This is a genomic window from Mycobacterium canetti CIPT 140010059, from assembly GCF_000253375.1.
GTDB classification, from domain to species: domain Bacteria; phylum Actinomycetota; class Actinomycetes; order Mycobacteriales; family Mycobacteriaceae; genus Mycobacterium; species Mycobacterium tuberculosis.
Genome location: NC_015848.1, coordinates 1,298,910 through 1,319,931 on the forward strand (window position 1 = coordinate 1,298,910; position 21,022 = coordinate 1,319,931).

A 21,022-nucleotide genomic window follows, 5' to 3' on the forward strand; every position below is an offset into this window, starting at 1 on the left:
GCCCGGCAAACCGTCGCCCTGAGTTCACGTTCGGCGCCCATAGGCGACTATTTCAGCAGGGCGGGCAGGCGCTTCAACAGCCCCGGCAACGCTTGGCTGGCCGACTCGCGGATGCTGATCGTCGCGCTGCCGGACAACGGCGTGGGCTCGGGATTGACTTCGATCACGGCAGTGCCGCGCGCCAGCGCCAGGTCGGGTAAACCGGCCGCCGGGTAGACGATCGCCGAGGTCCCCACCACGACCATCACGTCGGCGCTCCCTGTCGCCTCGACCGCGCTCCGCCACGGCTCCTCTGGCAGCGGCTCACCGAACCATACGATGTCGGGCCGGATCAGACCGCCGCAGTCGCAGACCGGCGGCTCCACTTCGATCGCAGGCTCGGGCATCTCCGGAAGGGCGTCGGTGTAGGGCACACCACAACGTGCACAACGAAATTCGAAAAGGCTGCCGTGCAGGTGATGCACCGCACCGCTGCCGGCGCGCTCGTGCAGATCGTCGACATTCTGGGTGATGACGCTGACCTCAGCATGGTCCTGCCAGGCGGCGATCGCGCGATGCCCGTCGTTGGGTTCGACGTTGGCCACCAGATAATGGCGCCATAGGTACCATCCCCAGACCCGCTCGGGGTTGCGCAGCCAGCCTTGCGTGCTGGACAGCTCGTAAGGGTCGAATCGGGCCCACAATCCGTTCTTGTCATCGCGGAACGTCGGTACACCGCTTTCCGCGGAGATCCCCGCGCCGCTGAGCACCGCCACTCGCATCCCACAAACATAGCTGTGCTTGGTAGATACTGGGTACGTGGAGCTGCGGGATTGGTTACGGGTCGACGTGAAGGCGGGAAAGCCGTTGTTCGACCAGCTCAGAACCCAGGTGATCGACGGAGTCCGCGCCGGCGCATTGCCGCCCGGCACCCGGCTCCCGACGGTGCGTGACTTGGCCGGGCAGCTGGGCGTGGCGGCCAATACCGTGGCCCGCGCCTACCGCGAGTTGGAATCGGCGGCGATCGTCGAAACGCGGGGACGCTTCGGCACTTTCATTTCCCGCTTCGATCCGACCGACGCCGCGATGGCTGCCGCGGCCAAGGAATATGTCGGCGTGGCGCGAGCGCTGGGGCTGACGAAGTCCGATGCGATGCGCTATCTCACGAACGTGCCGGACGACTGAATTCCAGCAAAGTCAGGCACGGCCGCAGCGGATCGAACACGGGCAGGCGGTAAACGGTCGACAGCGCCATATTGACCCACAGGCCACGGCCCGGCGGCACCCGCAGATCGCGGACCGCGACGACACCAGGCACCTTATTTACCAGGTCCGCGGCCTGCGCGACGGACATGCTGAACGGCATGCGCGGCACCTTGTAGCGCAGCGAGGTTCGTAACCCGAGCCGGCTCCACCCAGCGAACCAGCGCGGCGGCAGGTCGAAGAGCATTTGGCCGCCAGGAAACGTTTGAGCGCATTGGGCGATTAACCCCAGTGCCTGTTCGGGTTGTAGGTACATCAGTAATCCTTCGGCGGTGATGAACACCCCGCCGGCGGGATCGACGGAATCCATCCAGCTGTAGTCCAGCGCAGACTGGGCACACACCGACACGCGCGGCGAGCTCGGCAGCAGCCGTGTCCGTAAATCGACGATCGGTGGCAGGTCAACTGTCAGCCAACGGAACTGGCCGCCCGGGATGGCCACGTCCAAACGCCAAAAGCTGGTTTGCAAGCCCTCCGCCAACGCCACCACGGTGGCCGCTGGGTGCTGATCGAGATAATGCTGTGCCGCCATGTCGAAGGCCCGTGCTCGTAGGGCGAAGCCCTGGCCGGTAGGGCCGAACTTCGCGAAGTCGAAGTCGATCGACTCGACCAGGGCTACCGCCATCGGATCGTCGATAATGGCATCGCGGCGGCGGGCCTCTGCGGCCCGGGCGTTCAGCGTCAGCAAGGCGGTCTCGGAGACTCCGGTGAGTGCGACCCGCTGTTTGGCGGGCTTATGGGCACTCACCGCAACACCTTAGCCAGCGTGCGCAGGTTGCGGGTCGTGGTCGACGACTTGTAGCGCTTCTTGCCCATCGTCTGGCCGATGGTGCTGTCCAGGGTGCTGCCCTTGGGTACCTGCCAGTAGAGGACGCCAAGAGGGTCGGGTCCACGACTGATGTTCTCGTCAGGGCCGGCTGTGTCGGCGAGTGCGGATAGCTCGTCGAGTATCGCGGCGTCGGCAACGAAGGTGACGTACGACTGGTATCCCTCGAGCTCGCATTCAAATGGGTATGCCGCGACGATGGTGCGCACCGTATCGACGTCGTAGATCAACGCCCACGCGTCGTAGCCGAATCGTTCGCGTAGCGTGGCTTCGGTCTTCTCGCGCACTTCCGCGGCACCGCACGTCGACTCCAGCAACACGTTGCCGCTGGCCAGGATGGTGCGCACATTGCAGAATCCCGCATCGGTCAACGCCGTCGCCACCTCGGCCATCTTGAGGTTGACGCCGCCGACGTTGACACCGCGCAGAAACGCCGCGAACTTGGCCATACCCGATTGCACCAGGCCGCCGGAGAATGACGCAACGGCGACGTAGGCTCTTGGCATGGCCCGCCAAGTCTTCGACGACAAGCTGTTGGCCGTAATCAGTGGAAACTCCATTGGGGTGCTGGCCACCATTAAGCACGACGGGCGCCCCCAGTTGTCCAACGTGCAATATCACTTCGACCCGCGCAAACTGCTGATACAGGTATCGATCGCCGAGCCGCGAGCCAAGACTCGCAACCTGCGTCGCGACCCACGGGCTTCGATCCTGGTCGACGCCGACGACGGATGGTCATACGCCGTTGCTGAGGGCACTGCGCAACTGACACCTCCTGCGGCGGCGCCCGATGACGACACCGTGGAGGCGCTGATTGCCTTGTATCGCAACATCGCTGGCGAGCATCCGGACTGGGACGACTACCGGCAGGCGATGGTCACCGATCGGCGTGTGTTGCTGACGCTGCCGATCTCGCACGTATACGGCCTGCCGCCCGGTATGCGCTAACCCCCGGGGCTGCGGACCTACGGACTGGGTCGGATTGCCTCGCTGCTCGCCGTGCCGCATCCTGCGGCCCGCATCGTCGCGAGGCTGGGTCGGATTGCCTCGCTCCTCGCCGTGCCGCATCCTGCGGCCCGCATCGTCGCGAGGCTGGGTCGGATTGCCTCGCTCCTCGCCGTGCCGCATCCTGCGGCCCGCATCGTCGCGAGGCTAGGCTGCGGGTATGGGTGAATCGAAGTCCCCGCAAGAGTCCAGCTCAGAGGGTGAGACCAAGCGCAAGTTCCGGGAAGCCCTCGACCGCAAGATGGCACAGTCGTCGAGCGGATCCGATCATAAGGATGGCGGCGGCAAGCAGTCGCGGGCGCACGGTCCGGTGGCGAGCCGTCGGGAATTCCGCCGCAAGAGCGGCTAGCCACGGGGCGCGTCTGCTCAGCGGCGACCCGAAGGTTGCCGAATCGATGCTCATCAAGAGGTCCGTCCCGACAGCTCTACACTGAGGACGTGCCAAATCTGCAGCTTGTCCAAGAGCCGGCAGCCGACGCGCTGCTGAACGCCAACCCATTCGCGTTGCTGGTGGGCATGTTGCTCGACCAGCAGGTGCCGATGGAGACCGCCTTCGCCGGGCCGAAGAAGATCGCCGATCGGATGGGTAGCTTTGACGCCGGCGACATCGCCGACTACGACCCGGATAAGTTCGCCGCACTGTGCTCGGAAAGGCCTGCTGTACACCGATTTCCGGGCTCGATGGCCAAACGCATCCAGGCGCTCGCGCAGATCATCGTGGACCGCTACGACGGGGATGCGGCCGCATTGTGGACCGCCGGCGAACCTGACGGGAACGAGTTGCTGCGGCGGCTTAAGGGGTTACCCGGCTTCGGTGAGCAGAAGGCGCGGATCTTTCTCGCGTTGCTTGGCAAGCAGTACGGAGTGACGCCGAAGGGTTGGCAGGTGGCAGCCGGGGAGTTCGGTCAGCCCGGCACCTATCTATCCGTCGCCGATATCGTCGACGCCGGGTCGCTTGGGCAGGTGCGATCGCACAAGAGGCAAAGGAAAGCGGCGGCCAAGGCAGAGGGAAAGGCGCCAACGTGAAGACACACCTGACGTGTCCGTGCGGCGAAGCCATCACCGGCAAGGACGAGGACGAGCTGGTCGAGCTGACTCAGGCCCACCTTGCCAGCGTTCATCCCGGCCTGGACTACGACCGCGACGCCATATTGTTCATGGCGTACTGATGGACCATTCCCGCTGGTGCTAGGGCACCACCGTTGAGCCGATCGTCGGCATGAACTGGCACTGCCGGTCCTTGGTGGTCACCTGCCCGAAGATCGTTGACATGATGCTGCCTGAACCGGTGTCGGCGATTACGGTCAACGTGGTCGGTCCGTCCGGATTGATGTCCGAACGCGGCCGCAGGGTGGCGCTGCCGGACTTTCCCGTGGTCAGGTTCACCCACGTGACGTTCAGCGGCAACCTCTGCACGTCGGCGGGCCCCGGCGTGCCGACGGCCGTGAACACGTAGGCGGTCTGGCCGGGTCCGGGACCGGGCAGCGGGATCTTGGCGGGCCCCGCCACCGACAGCGCGGTCGCGATGGAATTGCTGCCGTCCGCCACACAATTGGGGCCGATCGAGGGGTACATGAAGTCCTGTGTGGGCGGAGCGTCGGCGCCGAAGCCCGAGGCAGGCGCCGGAGCGGCCGCTGGCGCCGGTGCCGCCGAGGCCGGCGCCGGAGCGGCGGCGCGCGGCGCAGGTGGCGCCGGTGGCGGCCCCGGTACCGCAACCGGTTGGGCTGCGTCAGGTGCTGGTGCCGGCGCGGAAGCCGGCGGCGCGGCGACCGGCGGCGTAACCGTAGGTGCCACAGCGGGTGCGGGGCCCGCGGCGTGGGATGGATCGATGCCGGTCGGAAGATGTGCCTGCACACCTGGCTCGGCGCCCAGTGGGGGCACATGCGGCACCGGGATGGCCTCGGGCAGGGCGACACCATGAGGCGCCGGCACACCCAGGGCAGCAGAGTCGGGATTGGTCGGCTCAGCCACAAACTGGTTCACCGAGGAAGCGACGTTCTTGGATTCGGTGGGCACTGCCGGATTGCCGGCGAACGCAGACGCTGCGGCCATGAGCAGTTGCGTCGCCTGTGCCGGGTTCATCGCCGCTTGCTGGATTATCGGACTCAGCTGGGCCAACGCCGGCAAGCCCGGTAGCTGTTGAGTGGGGTTGGGCTGCGGCGTCGCCGGGTCGGCTGCCGCGTTCGGACACAGCCCGAACGCGGCAGCCGAGGTGATGACGACGGCGGCCAAACCTTTGCACACACTCCAAGTGCTTGCCACGGTGGTGTTCTCCCGGTGTTCGGTGTTGGTCAGCCTTCTCACAGATGCGTCAGGGCAGCGCGGCGAGCAACGACGGCGGCCCGGGCGGTAACGCGGGCGCGCCGGGAGCCGGCGGCGTCGGCGCGATGGGCGCTGCCGGAATGACCCCCGATGCGAGCGCCGGTAGGTCGGCTGGCAGCGAAAGCTGTTGCGGCACTTGGAGCGGAAGGTAGGGCAGCTGCGGTAGGTCGACCTTCGCCGACGGCACGCCGGGAACGGAGGCCGGCACCGCGGCCGCCGCCGGGGCCGGTGCGGTTATCCCCGGGATCGGGGCGTTCACTCCGGGAATGGTCGGAGCTGCCGCCGGGGCGGTGACGGGGAGCGCCGGTGCCGCCGGGGTTATCCCCGGGATCGGGGCGTTCACTCCGGGAATGGACGGAGTTACCGCGGGGGCCGCGGCTGCCGCCGGTGCGGCCGGCGTCAGTCCCGGAAAGGTGGCGGTTATCCCGGGGGCGGCGGGTGCGGGTTCCGCAACTTTGGGGGCGCTCAGCGGCGGAGTGGCGCCCAGAGCCGTCGCGAGGTTTTGCAGGATTTGCGGTGCGTTGGCGGCCGAGCTGATCAGCTGCTGCGGAATGTTGGGAGCAGGCGCCGGCGCCGGTGCCGGATCTGCGTGGGCGATACCGCCCGTAAGTAGTGCGGCGGACGAACCGACCAAGACGGCGGCGGCGCGGACAAACGTCCAGATGGTTGGCATGTCTCTCCCTGGTTAGCGGTGACGGGTCTCGCCGAACGTATCGCGGTGCAGATGTGACTCAAGTGACACGTGTGGCATTTATGTGATTGTTACGGATACGAGTGGTTGTGGTGACCGGGCACCCGAGTGATGTGCCGCACCCTGATCGACGGCCCGGTGCGCTCGGCGATCGCTAAAGTCAGGCAGATAGACACCACCTCATCCACCCCGGCGGCCGCCAGGCGCGTGACCTCACCACCGGCCCGGGAGACACGCGCCGCCGTGCTGCTACTGGTCCTCAGCGTCGGTGCGCGACTCGCCTGGACCTATCTGGCGCCCAACGGCGCAAACTTCGTCGACCTGCACGTTTACGTGAGCGGTGCGGCGTCCCTCGACCATCCCGGCACCCTGTATGGCTACGTCTACGCTGATCAGACCCCGGACTTCCCGCTGCCGTTCACCTATCCGCCGTTTGCGGCTGTGGTCTTCTACCCGTTGCATTTGGTGCCGTTCGGTCTGATCGCGCTGCTGTGGCAAGTAGTGACGATGGCCGCGCTCTACGGCGCGGTTCGGATCAGCCAGCGCCTGATGGGGGGCACCGCTGAGACCGGTCATTTCGCCGCGATGTTATGGACGGCGATCGCCATCTGGATCGAGCCGTTGCGCAGCACCTTTGACTATGGGCAGATCAACGTGCTGCTGATGCTGGCGGCGCTTTGGGCGGTCTACACCCCGCGGTGGTGGCTATCGGGACTGCTGGTCGGGGTGGCCTCGGGTGTCAAGTTGACGCCGGCGATTACCGCTGTCTACCTCGTCGGCGTTCGGCGGTTGCATGCGGCCGCATTTTCGGTGGTCGTGTTCCTTGCCACCGTCGGCGTGTCGCTACTGGTCGTCGGCGATGAAGCCCGCTACTACTTCACCGACCTGTTGGGCGACGCAGGCCGGGTTGGGCCCATCGCCACCTCCTTCAATCAATCCTGGCGCGGCGCGATTTCCCGGATTCTCGGTCACGACGCCGGTTTTGGTCCGCTGGTTCTGGCTGCGATCGCCAGTACGGCGGTATTGGCCATCCTGGCCTGGCGTGCGCTCGACAGGTCCGATCGGCTGGGCAAACTATTGGTGGTCGAGTTGTTCGGCCTGCTGCTCTCGCCGATCTCCTGGACTCACCACTGGGTGTGGCTAGTGCCGCTGATGATCTGGCTGATTGACGGGCCAGCGCGTGAGCGCCCGGGCGCCCGGATTTTGGGCTGGGGCTGGTTGGTGTTGACCATCGTCGGCGTGCCGTGGTTGCTGAGCTTTGCTCAACCGAGCATCTGGCAAATCGGCCGGCCGTGGTATTTGGCCTGGGCCGGTCTGGTCTACGTGGTGGCGACGCTGGCGACCTTGGGCTGGATCGCCGCCTCCGAGCGTTACTTGCGCATTCGGCCGCGGCGCATGGCCAATTAGGCCCCAAACATTGCGTCGATATCGTGCGCCATCGCGATGTCGTTTTCCGTGATACCACCTACCGCATGCGTAACCAGCGCGAAAGTTACTGTTCGCCAACGGATATCGATGTCCGGATGATGATTTACCTCCTCGGCTCGCTCGGCCACCCGGCGTACGGCGTCGATACCGGCCATAAACGTCGGAAACTTGATTGACCTACGCAGGACACCACCGGCGCGCTGCCAGCCGTTGAGGTCGTGCAGTGCGGCGTCGACCTGCTCATCCGTTAACACAGCCATACCTCGACGGTATACCGTCACAGGTCATGCCGAATCAGATCGTGGTTGCCGGAGCCATCGTCCGCGGTTGCACGGTCTTGGTGGCGCAACGCGTTCGGCCACCGGAGTTGGCGGGTCGCTGGGAACTTCCCGGCGGTAAGGTCGCCGCCGGCGAAACCGAGCGCGCCGCGCTGGCCCGAGAGCTCGCCGAAGAACTGGGACTCGAGGTCGCCGACCTCGCGGTGGGCGACCGTGTGGGCGACGATATTGCGTTGAACGGCACGACGACGCTGCGGGCCTATCGCGTGCATCTGCTTGGCGGCGAACCGCGTGCGCGTGACCACCGGGCGCTGTGCTGGGTGACGGCGGCCGAACTGCACGATGTCGACTGGGTACCAGCCGACCGCGGCTGGATTGCGGACCTGGCGCGAACCCTCAACGGGTCCGCCGCAGATGTCCACCGTCGCTGTTAGGAAACCGACGGTGTGGTTGACGGTGGCCGCCGTCAACTTGGTTAGAACAACGTGACAAAACGTTAACTTGGGTTTGCATGCCCGTAGCGATCACGATGGTTTTCTGGACGCGTGGCGACAACTTCCGGGCAGGACGCTGACGCCCATCCATCGAGATACCCGATGTTGACGAGAGGGGTCCCCGACCCGGCGGACCGGGGCTTGACGGGCGCAATGCGGCGCGGCCGGCCAGCCCGTAACGTCCAGCGAGTGCGGTCGCGCGCCGACGGCCCGGCCCCACACCGCTCATGACGAGGAGGGTCATCCCGTGACCGTTACACCTCACGTCGGTGGACCGCTCGAAGAGCTGCTGGAGCGCAGCGGGCGCTTCTTCACCCCAGGTGAGTTCTCGGCCGACCTGCGCACCGTAACCCGGCGCGGCGGCCGCGAAGGTGACGTGTTCTACCGCGATCGGTGGAGTCACGACAAAGTGGTCCGATCCACGCACGGAGTCAACTGCACCGGATCCTGCTCATGGAAGATCTACGTCAAAGACGGGATCATCACCTGGGAAACCCAGCAGACCGACTACCCGTCGGTGGGCCCGGACCGGCCCGAATACGAGCCACGAGGTTGTCCCCGTGGCGCGTCGTTCTCCTGGTACAGCTATTCGCCGACGCGGGTGCGCTATCCGTATGCCCGGGGCGTGCTGGTTGAGATGTACCGGGAAGCCAAGACCCGCCTGGGCGACCCGGTGCTGGCGTGGGCCGACATTCAGGCGGATCCCGAGCGCAGACGCCGCTATCAACAGGCCCGCGGCAAGGGTGGGCTGGTCCGGGTGAGCTGGGCCGAGGCCAGCGAGATGGTGGCCGCCGCCCACGTGCACACCATCAAGACATACGGCCCGGACCGGGTCGCCGGCTTCTCGCCGATTCCGGCGATGTCAATGGTCAGCCATGCCGCGGGGTCCCGGTTCGTGGAGCTGATCGGCGGCGTGATGACGTCGTTCTACGACTGGTACGCCGACTTGCCGGTGGCCTCGCCGCAGGTGTTCGGCGACCAGACCGACGTGCCCGAATCCGGCGACTGGTGGGATGCGTCGTATTTGGTCATGTGGGGCTCCAACGTCCCGATCACCCGGACGCCCGACGCACATTGGATGGCGGAGGCCCGTTACCGCGGCGCTAAAGTCGTTGTCGTCAGCCCGGACTACGCCGACAACACCAAGTTCGCCGACGAGTGGGTGCGGTGCGCCGCCGGTACCGATACCGCGCTGGCGATGGCGATGGGCCACGTGATCCTGTCGGAATGTTACGTCCGTAACCAGGTTCCGTTCTTTGTCGACTATGTGCGCCGCTACACCGACCTGCCGTTTTTGATCAAGCTGGAAAAGCGGGGCGACCTGCTGGTTCCCGGAAAGTTCTTGACCGCGGCCGACATTGGTGAAGAAAGTGAGAACGCGGCGTTCAAACCCGCCCTGCTGGATGAGCTTACGAATACCGTTGTCGTGCCGCAGGGCTCACTGGGATTCCGTTTCGGTGAGGACGGTGTTGGGAAGTGGAACCTGGACCTGGGTTCGGTGGTGCCGGCGCTAAGTGTGGAGATGGACAAGGCTGTCAACGGCGATCGCAGTGCTGAACTGGTTACGCTGCCCAGCTTTGACACCATCGACGGGCATGGTGAGACGGTGTCGCGTGGGGTGCCGGTGCGCCGGGCGGGCAAGCATCTGGTGTGCACGGTGTTCGATCTGATGTTGGCCCACTACGGGGTGGCGCGTGCGGGGCTGCCCGGCGAATGGCCGACCGGCTACCACGACCGAACCCAGCAGAACACCCCGGCCTGGCAGGAGTCGATCACCGGTGTGCCGGCCGCGCAGGCAATCCGGTTTGCCAAGGAATTCGCCCGCAACGCGACCGAATCCGGAGGACGGTCGATGATCATCATGGGCGGCGGAATCTGTCACTGGTTCCACAGCGATGTCATGTACCGCTCGGTGTTGGCGCTGCTCATGTTGACCGGATCGATGGGACGCAACGGCGGCGGGTGGGCGCACTACGTCGGCCAGGAGAAGGTGCGTCCGTTGACCGGGTGGCAGACGATGGCGATGGCCACCGACTGGTCGCGGCCGCCGCGTCAGGTGCCCGGCGCGTCGTACTGGTATGCGCACACCGACCAATGGCGCTACGACGGCTACGGCGCGGACAAGCTTGCCAGCCCGGTGGGCCGCGGCAGGTTCACCGGCAAGCACACCATGGACCTGCTGACCTCGGCCACGGCGATGGGCTGGAGCCCGTTCTATCCACAATTCGATCGGTCCAGTCTCGACGTCGCCGACGAGGCCCGCGCCGCGGGCCGCGACGTGGGTGATTACGTCGCCGAACAACTTGCCCAGCACAAGCTGAAGCTCTCGATTACCGATCCGGATAACCCGGTCAACTGGCCGCGGGTGCTCACCGTCTGGCGGGCGAACCTGATCGGCTCGTCGGGCAAGGGCGGCGAGTATTTCTTGCGGCATCTGCTGGGCACCGACTCCAACGTACAGTCCGACCGTCCCACCGACGGTGTACATCCCCGGGATGTGGTGTGGGACAGCGACATTCCAGAGGGCAAGCTCGACTTGATGATGTCTATCGACTTTCGGATGACGTCGACGACGCTGGTATCCGATGTCGTGTTGCCCGCCGCGACCTGGTACGAGAAGTCCGACCTGTCCAGCACCGATATGCACCCGTACGTGCATTCGTTCAGTCCGGCAATCGATCCACCGTGGGAAACCCGTTCGGACTTTGACGCATTCGCAACCATCGCGCGCGCTTTCAGCGCACTGGCGAAACGTCATTTGGGCACTCGCACCGATGTGGTGCTGACCGCGCTGCAGCATGACACCCCGGATGCCCTGGCATATCCCGACGGCACCGAACGTGATTGGCTGGCGACCGGGGAAGTCCCGGTGCCGGGCAGGACGATGAGCAAGCTCACTGTGGTGCAGCGAGACTACACCGCGATCTACGACAAGTGGCTGACTCTGGGACCGCTGATCGACCAGTTCGGGATGACCACCAAGGGATACACGGTGCATCCCCTCCGGGAGGTCAGCGAGCTGGCGGCCAAGTTCGGGGTGATGAATTCCGGTGTGGCGGTGGGTCGTCCGGCGATCACCACGGCCCAGCGGATGGCCGACGTGATACTGGCATTGTCCGGGACATGCAACGGGCGACTCGCCGTCGAGGGCTTCCTCGAGCTGGAGAAGCGAACCGGGCAACGGCTGGCTCATCTGGCCGAGGGCAGCGAGGAACGCCGCATCACCTACGCCGATACCCAGGCGCGTCCCGTGCCGGTGATCACCAGCCCGGAATGGTCGGGCAGCGAGAGCGGTGGCCGCCGCTACGCGCCGTTCACGATCAACATCGAGCATCTTAAGCCGTTTCACACGCTCACCGGGCGTATGCACTTCTACCTGGCGCATGACTGGGTCGAAGAACTCGGCGAGCAGTTGCCCGTCTATCGGCCGCCGCTGGACATGGCGCGGCTGTTCAACCAGCCCGAGCTCGGACCGACCGACGATGGACTCGGGCTCACCGTGCGCTATCTGACGCCGCACTCCAAGTGGTCGTTTCACTCGACCTACCAGGACAACCTATACATGTTGTCGTTGTCCCGTGGCGGTCCGACGATGTGGATGAGCCCGGGTGACGCGGCGAAAATCAATGTGCGCGACAATGATTGGGTAGAGGCGGTCAATGCCAACGGCATCTACGTGTGCCGGGCAATCGTCAGCCACCGGATGCCCGAGGGTGTGGTGTTCGTCTACCACGTGCAGGAGCGCACCGTGGACACGCCGCGCACCGAGACCAACGGCAAACGCGGCGGCAACCATAACGCGCTGACCCGCGTACGAATCAAACCCAGCCACCTGGCCGGTGGCTACGGCCAGCACGCGTTCGCGTTCAACTACCTGGGTCCGACCGGTAACCAGCGTGACGAGGTGACCGTGGTGCGCCGCCGCAGCCAGGAAGTGCGGTACTGACCAATGAAGGGCCCGAGCGACGCTTGCGGAGCGAGACGATGAAGGTCATGGCGCAGATGGCGATGGTGATGAACCTCGACAAATGCATTGGTTGCCATACCTGCTCGGTGACCTGCAAGCAGGCCTGGACCAATCGCTCGGGAACCGAGTACGTGTGGTTCAACAATGTCGAAACCCGTCCGGGTGTGGGCTACCCGCGCACCTACGAGGATCAGGAGCGGTGGCGCGGGGGGTGGGTGCGCGACAAGAAGGGCCGGCTGCGGCTGCGCGACGGCGGCCGGATCCATAAGCTGTTGCGCATCTTTGCCAACCCCAAGCTGCCCACTATCGGCGACTACTACGAGCCGTGGACCTATGACTACGAAAACCTGACATCGGCGCCGGCGGGTGACACCTTTCCGACCGCGGCGCCGCGAAGCCTGATCAGCGGCAAGCCGATGAAGGTGTCGTGGGGATCCAACTGGGACGACAACCTGGCCGGGTCGCCAGAGATCGTGCCGAACGACCCGGTGCTAAAGAAGGTCAACCAAGTCAACCAAGAGGTCAAGCTGAAGCTTGAAGAGACCTTCATGTTTTACCTGCCGCGGATCTGCGAGCACTGCCTGAACCCGTCGTGTGTGGCGTCGTGTCCGTCGGGGGCGATGTACAAGCGCACCGAGGACGGCATCGTGCTCGTCGACCAGGACCGCTGCCGCGGCTGGCGGATGTGTGTGTCTGGGTGCCCATACAAGAAGGTGTATTTCAACCACAAGACCGGCAAGGCCGAAAAGTGCACCCTGTGCTATCCGCGCATCGAGGTGGGGTTGCCGACGGTGTGCTCGGAAACGTGTGTGGGGCGGCTGCGCTATCTGGGTCTGGTGCTCTATGACGTCGATCAGGTGCTGCAGGCCGCGTCGGTGGAAAGCGACACCGACCTCTACGAGGCGCAGCGCCGGATCCTGCTGGACCCGCACGATCCGCGGGTGATCGCCGGGGCGCGCGCGGAAGGCATCGCCGACGAGTGGATCGAGGCCGCCCAGCGGTCCCCGGTGTACGCGTTGATCAACACCTACCGGGTGGCGCTGCCGCTACATCCGGAGTACCGGACCATGCCGATGGTCTGGTACATCCCGCCGCTGTCGCCGGTGGTCGACGCGGTCAGCCGCGACGGGCACGACGGGGAGGACCTGGGCAATTTGTTCGGCGCGCTGGACGCACTGCGGATTCCGATTGCCTATCTGGCCGAGCTGTTCACCGCGGGCGACACCGAGGTGGTCGCGGGCGTGTTGCGGCGGCTGGCGGCGATGCGCTGCTACATGCGCGACATCAACCTGGGCCGGGAGACCCAGCCCCACATCCCGGAATCGGTCGGGATGACCGAGGAGCAGATCTACCAGATGTACCGACTGTTGGCTGTGGCGAAATATGAAGAGCGCTATGTCATTCCGACGTCGTACGCGGGGGAGCTGCCGGCCGCGGCGATGACCGACGATATGGGGTGCTCGTTGTCGGTCGACGGCGGACCGGGAATGTACGAGTCCGGTCCGTTCGGGCAGGGCAGCCCTACTCCGGTGCCAATCGCCGTGGAGAGCTTCCACGCTCTGCAGCATGCCGGTAGCGCGGCCACCGGCGGCGCTGGCCGATCCCGGGTCAACCTGCTCAACTGGGACCCCAACGGCGCAGCGGCGGGGCTCTTCCCGGAGCCTCAGCCCAGCAAGGATATGGTCCAGCGATGAAGTTGCTGTCTCGTGTCCGAGAGCGGTCGAGCGCCACCACAATGAGGGACCGACTGGTGTGGCAGTCGGCCTCGCTACTGCTGGCCTATCCGGATGACGGGCTGGCCGAGCGGCTGCACATGGTCGATGCGCTGCGCGCCCACCAAACGGGCCCGGCGGCGGCGCTGCTAGGGCGAACGGTAGCGGAGTTGCGTGCCCTGGCGCCGATGGCCGCGGCGGCGCAGTACGTCGAGACCTTCGATATGCGACGCCGATCCACGATGTATCTGACGTACTGGACCGCCGGGGACACCCGCAACCGCGGCCGGGAGATGCTGGCGTTCGCCACCGCCTATCGAGACGCCGGCGTCAAGCCGCCGCGTACCGAGGCGCCCGACTACCTGCCCGTCGTGCTCGAGTTCGCCGCCACCGTCGACCCCGAGGCCGGACGTCGGCTGCTGACCGAGCACCGTGTGCCGATCGACGTGTTGCGCGGCGCGCTGGCCGACGCCAAGTCACCCTATGAGTACACCGTGGCGGCGATCTGCGAGACACTGCCCGCTGCCACCAACCAGGAAGTGCGTCGGGCACAACGCCTAGCTCAGTCGGGGCCGCCCGCGGAAGCCGTTGGTTTGCAACCGTTTACCTTGACCGTCCCGCCCAAGCGCGCCGAGGGGGCCTGACCTTGGCCGTCTTGGACTTGGTTGAGATCTTCTGGGATGCCGCGCCTTACGTCGTTGTGGCGATCGCGGTGGTCGGCACCTGGTGGCGGTATCGCTACGACAAGTTCGGCTGGACCACACGCTCGTCGCAGCTCTACGAGTCGCGGTTGCTGTCGATCGGCAGCCCGATGTTCCATTTCGGCAGCTTGCTGGTGATCATGGGCCACGTGATGGGCCTGTTCATTCCGGATTCCTGGACCAGAGCGTTCGGCATGAGCGATCACCTGTACCATCTGCAGGCGCTGCTGCTTGGCGCGCCCGCCGGTTTCGCCACTCTGCTCGGTATCGGGTTGCTGATCTATCGGCGGCGCATCCAGACACCGGTGTGGCTGGCTACCACTCGGAATGACAAGCTGATGTACCTGGTGCTGGTGTGCGCGATCGTGGCTGGCCTGGCATGCACGCTGATGGGCGCCACCCATGAGGGCGATATGCACGATTACCGGCGCTCGGTGTCGGTCTGGTTCCGCTCGATCTGGATGCTAGCGCCGCGTGGCGATCTGATGGCCCAGGCGACGCTGTACTACCAGGTGCATGTGCTGATCGCGCTCGCGCTGTTTGCGCTCTGGCCGTTTACCCGATTGGTGCACGCGTTCAGCGCGCCGATCGCCTACCTGTTCCGGCCCTACATCGTGTACCGCAGCCGCGAGGTGGCGGCCAAGCACGAATTGATCGGTTCCGCGCCGCGTCGTCGTGGGTGGTAGTTCTCTGCCACAATCACCGTCGTGCCATTCCGCAACGTTGCCATCGTCGCGCACGTCGACCACGGCAAGACCACCCTGGTTGACGCCATGTTGCGGCAGTCCGGGGCGCTGCGTGAACGCGGTGAGCTGCAGGAACGGGTGATGGACACGGGCGATCTGGAGCGGGAGAAGGGCATCACCATCCTGGCCAAGAACACCGCCGTGCACCGCCATCACCCGGATGGAACCGTCACCGTAATCAATGTCATAGACACCCCGGGGCACGCCGACTTCGGTGGCGAGGTGGAGCGCGGGCTGTCCATGGTGGACGGGGTGCTGCTGCTGGTCGACGCCTCCGAGGGTCCATTGCCGCAGACGCGGTTCGTGCTGCGCAAGGCGCTGGCCGCCCATTTGCCGGTGATTCTGGTGGTCAACAAGACAGACCGGCCCGACGCCCGCATCGCCGAGGTCGTGGACGCCAGCCACGACCTGTTGCTAGATGTCGCGTCCGACCTTGACGACGAAGCGGCCGCAGCGGCCGAACACGCGCTGGGCCTGCCGACGCTGTACGCATCCGGGCGCGCCGGGGTGGCGAGCACCACGGCGCCGCCCGACGGCCAGGTTCCCGACGGCACCAACCTGGATCCGTTGTTCGAGGTGCTCGAAAAGCATGTGCCGCCGCCGAAAGGAGAGCCGGACGCACCGCTGCAGGCGCTGGTCACCAACCTGGACGCGTCGACCTTTCTGGGTCGGTTGGCGCTGATCCGCATCTACAACGGCCGCATCCGCAAAGGCCAGCAGGTTGCGTGGATCCGTCAGGTGGATGGTCAGCAGACCGTCACCACTGCCAAGATCACCGAATTGTTGGCCACCGAAGGCGTGGAACGCAAACCGACCGACGCTGCCGTCGCCGGCGATATCGTCGCCGTCGCCGGCCTGCCCGAGATCATGATCGGCGACACGCTGGCCGCTTCCGCGAATCCCGTTGCGCTGCCCAGGATTACCGTGGATGAGCCGGCGATCTCGGTCACCATCGGCACCAACACCTCGCCGCTGGCGGGCAAGGTGGGTGGTCACAAGCTCACCGCGCGCATGGTCCGAAGCAGGCTGGATGCCGAGCTGGTGGGCAACGTGTCGATTCGTGTCGTCGACATCGGCGCCCCGGACGCCTGGGAGGTACAGGGTCGCGGCGAGCTGGCGCTGGCGGTGCTGGTCGAGCAGATGCGCCGAGAGGGTTTCGAATTGACCGTGGGTAAGCCACAGGTGGTGACCAAGACCATCGATGGCACGCTGCACGAGCCATTCGAGTCGATGACCGTCGACTGCCCCGAGGAGTACATCGGCGCGGTCACGCAATTGATGGCCGCGCGCAAGGGCCGCATGGTGGAGATGGCCAACCACACCACCGGCTGGGTCCGCATGGACTTCGTGGTTCCCAGTCGCGGCCTGATTGGGTGGCGCACCGACTTCCTCACCGAGACCCGTGGCTCCGGTGTCGGGCATGCGGTGTTCGACGGATACCGGCCATGGGCGGGGGAGATCCGGGCCCGCCACACCGGTTCTCTGGTATCGGACCGGGCCGGCGCCATCACACCGTTCGCGTTGCTGCAACTCGCCGATCGGGGGCAGTTCTTCGTCGAGCCCGGCCAACAGACCTACGAGGGCATGGTCGTCGGGATCAACCCCCGTCCGGAGGACCTCGACATCAATGTCACCCGGGAGAAGAAGCTGACCAACATGCGCTCATCGACCGCGGATGTCATCGAGACGCTGGCCAAGCCGCTGCAGCTGGATCTCGAGCGCGCCATGGAGTTATGTGCGCCCGACGAATGCGTCGAGGTGACCCCGGAGATCGTGCGGATCCGCAAAGTCGAGCTGGCCGCCGCCGCCCGGGCTCGCAGCCGGGCGCGCACCAAGGCGCGTGGCTAGCAACTTGGCGCGCTGGCCGCGCGAGCGTAACGCCACTGCGAAATCCAGCCCGGCTTTTCGCAGCCGGGTTACGCTCGCGGGGGTACTGGATAGCCTGATGGGCGTGCCCAGCCCAGTCCGCCGCGTCTGTGTGACGGTCGGCGCGTTGGTCGCGCTGGCGTGTATGGTGTTGGCCGGGTGCACGGTCAGCCCGCCGCCGGCACCCCAGAGCACTGATACGCCGCGCAGCACACCGCCCCCGCCGCGCCGCCCTACCCAGATCATCATGGGCATCGACTGGATCGGCCCCGGGTTCAACCCGCATTTGCTGTCCGACCTGTCGCCGGTGAACGCCGCAATCAGTGCGTTGGTGTTGCCCAGCGCGTTCCGGCCGATTCCGGATCCCAACACGCCGACCGGTTCGCGCTGGGAGATGGACCCGACCCTGTTGGTTTCCGCCGACGTGACCAACAACCACCCGTTCACGGTGACCTACAAGATCCGGCCCGAGGCGCAGTGGACGGACAACGCCCCGATCGCCGCCGACGACTTCTGGTATCTGTGGCAGCAGATGGTCACACAGCCGGGCGTCGTCGACCCCGCCGGATACCACCTGATCACCAGTGTCCAGTCGCTCGAGGGCGGTAAGCAGGCCGTCGTTACGTTCGCACAGCCCTACCCCGCTTGGCGTGAGTTGTTCACCGACATCCTGCCGGCGCACATCGTCAAGGACATACCAGGGGGCTTCGCGTCCGGTTTGGCTCGAGCGCTGCCGGTGACAGGTGGACAGTTTCGGGTGGAAAACATCGACCCACAGCGCGATGAGATCCTGATCGCCCGCAATGACCGTTACTGGGGCCCACCTTCCAAACCCGGCATCATTCTCTTCCGCCGGGCCGGGGCGCCGGCCGCGCTGGCCGATTCGGTACGTAACGGAGACACCCAGGTCGCCCAGGTGCATGGTGGCTCGGCGGCCTTCGCCCAGTTGTCGGCCATCCCCGACGTGCGGACCGCCCGGATCGTGACACCGCGGGTCATGCAGTTCACGCTGCGGGCAAACGTTCCCAAGCTGGCCGACACCCAGGTTCGCAAGGCGATTTTGGGGTTGCTGGACGTGGACCTACTTGCCGCCGTGGGCGCCGGCACCGACAACACCGTCACCTTGGACCAGGCGCAGATTCGTTCGCCGAGTGACCCGGGTTATGTTCCGACCGCGCCTCCCGCAATGAGCAGCGCCGCCGCGCTGGGTCTGCTGGAGGCATCGGGATTCCAGGTCGACACCAACACGTCGGTGTCGCCGGCGCCGTCGGTCCCCGATTCGACGACCACGTCGGTGAGCACCGGGCCGCCGGAAGTCATCCGCGGCCGGATCAGCAAGGACGGCGAACAGTTAACGCTGGTCATCGGGGTGGCCGCGAACGATCCGACCTCGGTGGCGGTCGCCAACACTGCTGCCGACCAGCTGCGCGACGTCGGCATCGCCGCGACTGTGCTGGCGTTAGACCCGGTCACGCTCTATCACGACGCGCTGAACGACAATCGGGTAGACGCCATTGTGGGCTGGCGCCAAGCCGGCGGAAACCTGGCGACGCTGCTGGCCTCTCGTTACGGCTGTCCCGCATTGCAGGCGACGACGGTCCCGGCTGCGAATGCGCCGACGACGGCCCCGTCCGCTCCCATTGGCCCTACGCCGTCCGCCGCGCCCGACACCGCGACACCGCCACCAACGGCGCCGCGCCGCCCATCCGACCCGGGCGCGCTGGTAAAAGCGCCGTCGAATCTCACCGGCATCTGCGACCGCAGCATCCAGTCGAACATCGATGCCGCACTCAATGGCACCAAGAACATCAACGACGTGATCACCGCGGTCGAACCGCGACTGTGGAATATGTCGACCGTGTTGCCGATCCTGCAGGACACCACGATCGTCGCGGCCGGCCCGAGCGTGCAGAACGTCAGCCTGTCTGGTGCGGTGCCAGTGGGCATCGTCGGCGACGCCGGCCAATGGGTGAAGACCGGGCAATAGCCCTGGTCACGCCGGCGGAATCGTCGGCTAGCTCTCGCGGCGTTCGCCGGTGGTGAGGATCATGGCGTCGATAATGCGTGTGAGCTGCTCACGGTCCGGCGGGGATCCGGTAAACAAGACATGCTGATGGATCAAGGCCGGTCCGATTCGTGCGGTCATCGGAGTCAGAGTTGCCGGGTCGATTTCGCCGGAACGCACGCCCGCCTGCAGGATGGACTCGACAATTCGCAGCCGCGGGGCCCACACCGAGTTGATGAAGATGGCGCGCAGCTCGGGCTCGTGTAGGAGCTGGCTGACGATTTCCATGCTGGGGAGGGCCGTCTTGCCGGCCAGGATTTCGCAGTTGGCGGTGAACACCGCCAGCAGATTCTCCCTTGCCGACCGGTCAGCGCGCGGCTCGGGTACCGGCGGCAAAGCGTATTGCACCGCGGCCAGCACCAGCTCACGTTTGCCGGCCCACCGCCGATACAACGCGGCTTTGCCGGTTTGGGCGCGTGCCGCGATGCCTTCCATGGTCAGCCCGCCGTATCCGGCGGATTCGAGTTCGGCCAGCGTCGCATCGTAGAGCGCACGCTCAAGCACCTCGCCGCGCCGCCGGTACGGGTTGGCCTTTGCGGGTGCGCTCACCGTCATGCTGCGATACTAGCCAACTGCGGCTTTTCCGCCGGCGCGGTTCGATCGATGCATCAGGTGAGGCCCTTTTGCTAGCCGGCGGCGGGTGACCGCAGTATCACTCCGGAACGGGTTCTTGCCGCGACGGCGCCCACAGCGCCCCCGGCCAGGCTTGCCAATCCCAGCTGGGCCCACGAGGTTCCCGACGGACCGCCCGGCGCGGAGGTCGGGACGGCTTTGGCCAACGGCGTAATCGATTTGTCCGCAACCCAGCTGGGGGGCACCGACAACCCCCCGATCGTATCCGCATTTCCCAATGTTGCCGACACCGCGGGCCTGACCGCGTTGGGTAGCAACTCCAGCGGGCCCTTGAGCGTGGGTGTCAGGCTCCGCATGGCGAGGTTGCCCATCATCTGGCCCATGTTGCTGCCCTCGACAAAGGCCAACACGTATTCCACGGGTATCGACGAGATTCGCGCGGCTGTGAGCGGGTAGGTGCCCTTCGTCAACAGCGTCCACAGCTTCGAAGGCAGATTCTTGGTCGCCGGCGCGGCGAATGACCCCACCGTCTCGGACACCGAACCGATCAGTTCATAAAGTCTGGCCAGCGCGCCCGGGTTGGCGATCGGCGCCGGGGGCGAGAACGGTGTCAGCCGTGCGGCGGCCGCCGCCATTGTGGCGTAGAGGTTCATCGCCTCGCCATCTTGGGACCAGTACTGGGCATACAGTGCATCGAGGGCAAAGATCGCGGGGGTGTGAATCCCGAAAATGTTGGTCGTGGCGAGGGCGAGGCGCGTCAGTCGGTTGGTCTCGATCACCGGCAGCGGCACGTGTGCTGCGTGCGCCGCTTCATAGGCGCCTGCCACGACGCTGATGTGGTCGGCGACGAGTTCAGCCAGGGAAGCGGTCGTGACAATCCAGGCCCGAAATGGGGCGACCGCAGCTGCCATGATCGTCGACGATGGCCCCCGCCACGATGTGATCAGCCCGTTGATCTCACTCTCGAACCGACTGGCCGCGTAGCTCAGCTCGTTGGACAGATTCTTCCAGGCGTTCGCGGCTACTAGAAACGGACGAGCGCTACCTTGGATGTTGAGGGAGTTGAACTCCGGCGGAAAAATTGTGAAATCCATTGTCGCTCAACC

Annotated in this window: 21 protein-coding genes; 13 read left to right on the top strand and 8 right to left on the bottom strand. The window is 65.8% G+C overall.

Annotated features, from left to right (window positions below; translation table 11 throughout):
- Positions 1-47: 47 nt before the first annotated feature.
- Positions 48-761, bottom strand: a complete 714-nt coding sequence (gene cobB / locus MCAN_RS06140) for an NAD-dependent protein deacylase (RefSeq protein ID WP_014000636.1) — start codon at positions 759-761, stop codon at positions 48-50.
- Positions 762-798: 37 nt separating this feature from the next.
- Between cobB and MCAN_RS06145 the strand changes: the two genes are divergently transcribed.
- Positions 799-1,164: a GntR family transcriptional regulator gene (locus MCAN_RS06145; RefSeq protein WP_014000637.1), complete on the top strand. Its 366-nt coding sequence runs from the start codon at positions 799-801 to the stop codon at positions 1,162-1,164.
- On the opposite strand, the gene MCAN_RS06150 is transcribed toward MCAN_RS06145, so the two are convergent.
- Both MCAN_RS06150 and MCAN_RS06155 read right to left on the bottom strand, forming a co-directional pair.
- On the bottom strand, positions 1,142-1,990 hold the full coding sequence (locus MCAN_RS06150; protein ID WP_014000638.1) for a class I SAM-dependent methyltransferase: 849 nt from the start codon (positions 1,988-1,990) through the stop codon (positions 1,142-1,144). The genes MCAN_RS06145 and MCAN_RS06150 overlap by 23 nt on opposite strands.
- Positions 1,987-2,517, bottom strand: a complete 531-nt coding sequence (locus MCAN_RS06155; protein ID WP_023637376.1) for a DUF1697 domain-containing protein — start codon at positions 2,515-2,517, stop codon at positions 1,987-1,989. The genes MCAN_RS06150 and MCAN_RS06155 overlap by 4 nt, the downstream gene beginning before the upstream one ends.
- 55 nt (positions 2,518-2,572) lie before the next feature.
- Between MCAN_RS06155 and MCAN_RS06160 the strand changes: the two genes are divergently transcribed.
- From MCAN_RS06160 to MCAN_RS21215, 4 genes are all read left to right on the top strand, one after another.
- On the top strand, positions 2,573-3,016 hold the full coding sequence (locus tag MCAN_RS06160) for a PPOX class F420-dependent oxidoreductase (RefSeq protein WP_003406060.1): 444 nt from the start codon (positions 2,573-2,575) through the stop codon (positions 3,014-3,016).
- A gap of 217 nt (positions 3,017-3,233) precedes the next feature.
- Positions 3,234-3,422 carry a DUF5302 domain-containing protein gene (locus MCAN_RS06165; protein ID WP_003406063.1) on the top strand — a complete coding sequence of 63 codons (189 nt, stop codon included), beginning with the start codon at positions 3,234-3,236 and terminating at the stop codon, positions 3,420-3,422.
- An 89-nt stretch (positions 3,423-3,511) separates the two neighbouring features.
- Positions 3,512-4,099 carry an HhH-GPD-type base excision DNA repair protein gene (locus MCAN_RS06170; protein WP_014000639.1) on the top strand — a complete coding sequence of 196 codons (588 nt, stop codon included), beginning with the start codon at positions 3,512-3,514 and terminating at the stop codon, positions 4,097-4,099.
- Positions 4,096-4,242, top strand: coding sequence for a hypothetical protein (locus MCAN_RS21215; RefSeq protein ID WP_015288010.1), 147 nt, complete (start codon positions 4,096-4,098; stop codon positions 4,240-4,242). Before MCAN_RS06170 ends, MCAN_RS21215 begins: the two co-directional genes overlap by 4 nt.
- 19 nt (positions 4,243-4,261) lie before the next feature.
- Here MCAN_RS21215 and MCAN_RS06175 read toward each other — a convergent pair whose 3' ends face one another.
- Together MCAN_RS06175 and MCAN_RS06180 are read right to left on the bottom strand one after the other, a co-directional pair.
- The gene (locus tag MCAN_RS06175) at positions 4,262-5,377 is read right to left on the bottom strand and encodes an Rv1157c family protein (protein ID WP_014000640.1); all 1,116 of its coding nucleotides are present in this window, start codon (positions 5,375-5,377) and stop codon (positions 4,262-4,264) included.
- Positions 5,378-5,384: 7 nt separating this feature from the next.
- A complete protein-coding gene (locus MCAN_RS06180) occupies positions 5,385-6,068 on the bottom strand; it encodes a hypothetical protein (RefSeq protein ID WP_014000641.1) in 684 nt (227 codons plus the stop codon).
- Between the two features lie 129 nt (positions 6,069-6,197).
- Here MCAN_RS06180 and MCAN_RS06185 point away from each other — a divergent pair, with 129 nt between their 5' ends.
- Positions 6,198-7,493 (top strand): mannosyltransferase, encoded by a 1,296-nt coding sequence (locus tag MCAN_RS06185; RefSeq protein WP_014000642.1) that lies wholly within the window; start codon positions 6,198-6,200, stop codon positions 7,491-7,493.
- On the opposite strand, the gene MCAN_RS06190 is transcribed toward MCAN_RS06185, so the two are convergent.
- Positions 7,490-7,774 (bottom strand): 4a-hydroxytetrahydrobiopterin dehydratase, encoded by a 285-nt coding sequence (locus MCAN_RS06190; protein ID WP_003406082.1) that lies wholly within the window; start codon positions 7,772-7,774, stop codon positions 7,490-7,492. The genes MCAN_RS06185 and MCAN_RS06190 overlap by 4 nt on opposite strands.
- A gap of 26 nt (positions 7,775-7,800) precedes the next feature.
- Here MCAN_RS06190 and mutT point away from each other — a divergent pair, with 26 nt between their 5' ends.
- The 7 genes from mutT (at position 7,801) to lpqW (ending at position 19,265) form a co-directional block, all read left to right on the top strand.
- Positions 7,801-8,226 carry an 8-oxo-dGTP diphosphatase MutT gene (gene mutT, locus MCAN_RS06195; RefSeq protein WP_014000643.1) on the top strand — a complete coding sequence of 142 codons (426 nt, stop codon included), beginning with the start codon at positions 7,801-7,803 and terminating at the stop codon, positions 8,224-8,226.
- Positions 8,227-8,533: 307 nt separating this feature from the next.
- The gene (locus tag MCAN_RS06200) at positions 8,534-12,232 is read left to right on the top strand and encodes a nitrate reductase subunit alpha (protein WP_014000644.1); all 3,699 of its coding nucleotides are present in this window, start codon (positions 8,534-8,536) and stop codon (positions 12,230-12,232) included.
- 38 nt (positions 12,233-12,270) lie between these two features.
- Positions 12,271-13,947 carry a nitrate reductase subunit beta gene (gene narH / locus MCAN_RS06205; protein ID WP_014000645.1) on the top strand — a complete coding sequence of 559 codons (1,677 nt, stop codon included), beginning with the start codon at positions 12,271-12,273 and terminating at the stop codon, positions 13,945-13,947.
- Positions 13,944-14,609 (top strand): nitrate reductase molybdenum cofactor assembly chaperone, encoded by a 666-nt coding sequence (gene narJ / locus MCAN_RS06210; RefSeq protein WP_003911426.1) that lies wholly within the window; start codon positions 13,944-13,946, stop codon positions 14,607-14,609. Before narH ends, narJ begins: the two co-directional genes overlap by 4 nt.
- 2 nt (positions 14,610-14,611) lie before the next feature.
- Positions 14,612-15,352, top strand: coding sequence for a respiratory nitrate reductase subunit gamma (narI, locus tag MCAN_RS06215; protein WP_003406095.1), 741 nt, complete (start codon positions 14,612-14,614; stop codon positions 15,350-15,352).
- 21 nt (positions 15,353-15,373) lie between these two features.
- Entirely contained in the window at positions 15,374-17,260 is a 1,887-nt protein-coding gene (gene typA, locus MCAN_RS06220) for a translational GTPase TypA (protein ID WP_003406099.1), read from the top strand.
- 97 nt (positions 17,261-17,357) lie between these two features.
- Positions 17,358-19,265 carry a lipoarabinomannan biosynthesis protein LpqW gene (gene lpqW, locus MCAN_RS06225; RefSeq protein WP_003406102.1) on the top strand — a complete coding sequence of 636 codons (1,908 nt, stop codon included), beginning with the start codon at positions 17,358-17,360 and terminating at the stop codon, positions 19,263-19,265.
- A gap of 27 nt (positions 19,266-19,292) precedes the next feature.
- Here the strand turns inward: lpqW and MCAN_RS06230 are convergent, their stop codons facing one another.
- Both MCAN_RS06230 and MCAN_RS06235 read right to left on the bottom strand, forming a co-directional pair.
- Positions 19,293-19,898, bottom strand: a complete 606-nt coding sequence (locus MCAN_RS06230) for a TetR/AcrR family transcriptional regulator (protein ID WP_003406104.1) — start codon at positions 19,896-19,898, stop codon at positions 19,293-19,295.
- Between the two features lie 71 nt (positions 19,899-19,969).
- Positions 19,970-21,010, bottom strand: a complete 1,041-nt coding sequence (locus tag MCAN_RS06235) for a PPE family protein (RefSeq protein WP_003898751.1) — start codon at positions 21,008-21,010, stop codon at positions 19,970-19,972.
- Between the last annotated feature and the right edge of the window lie 12 nt (positions 21,011-21,022).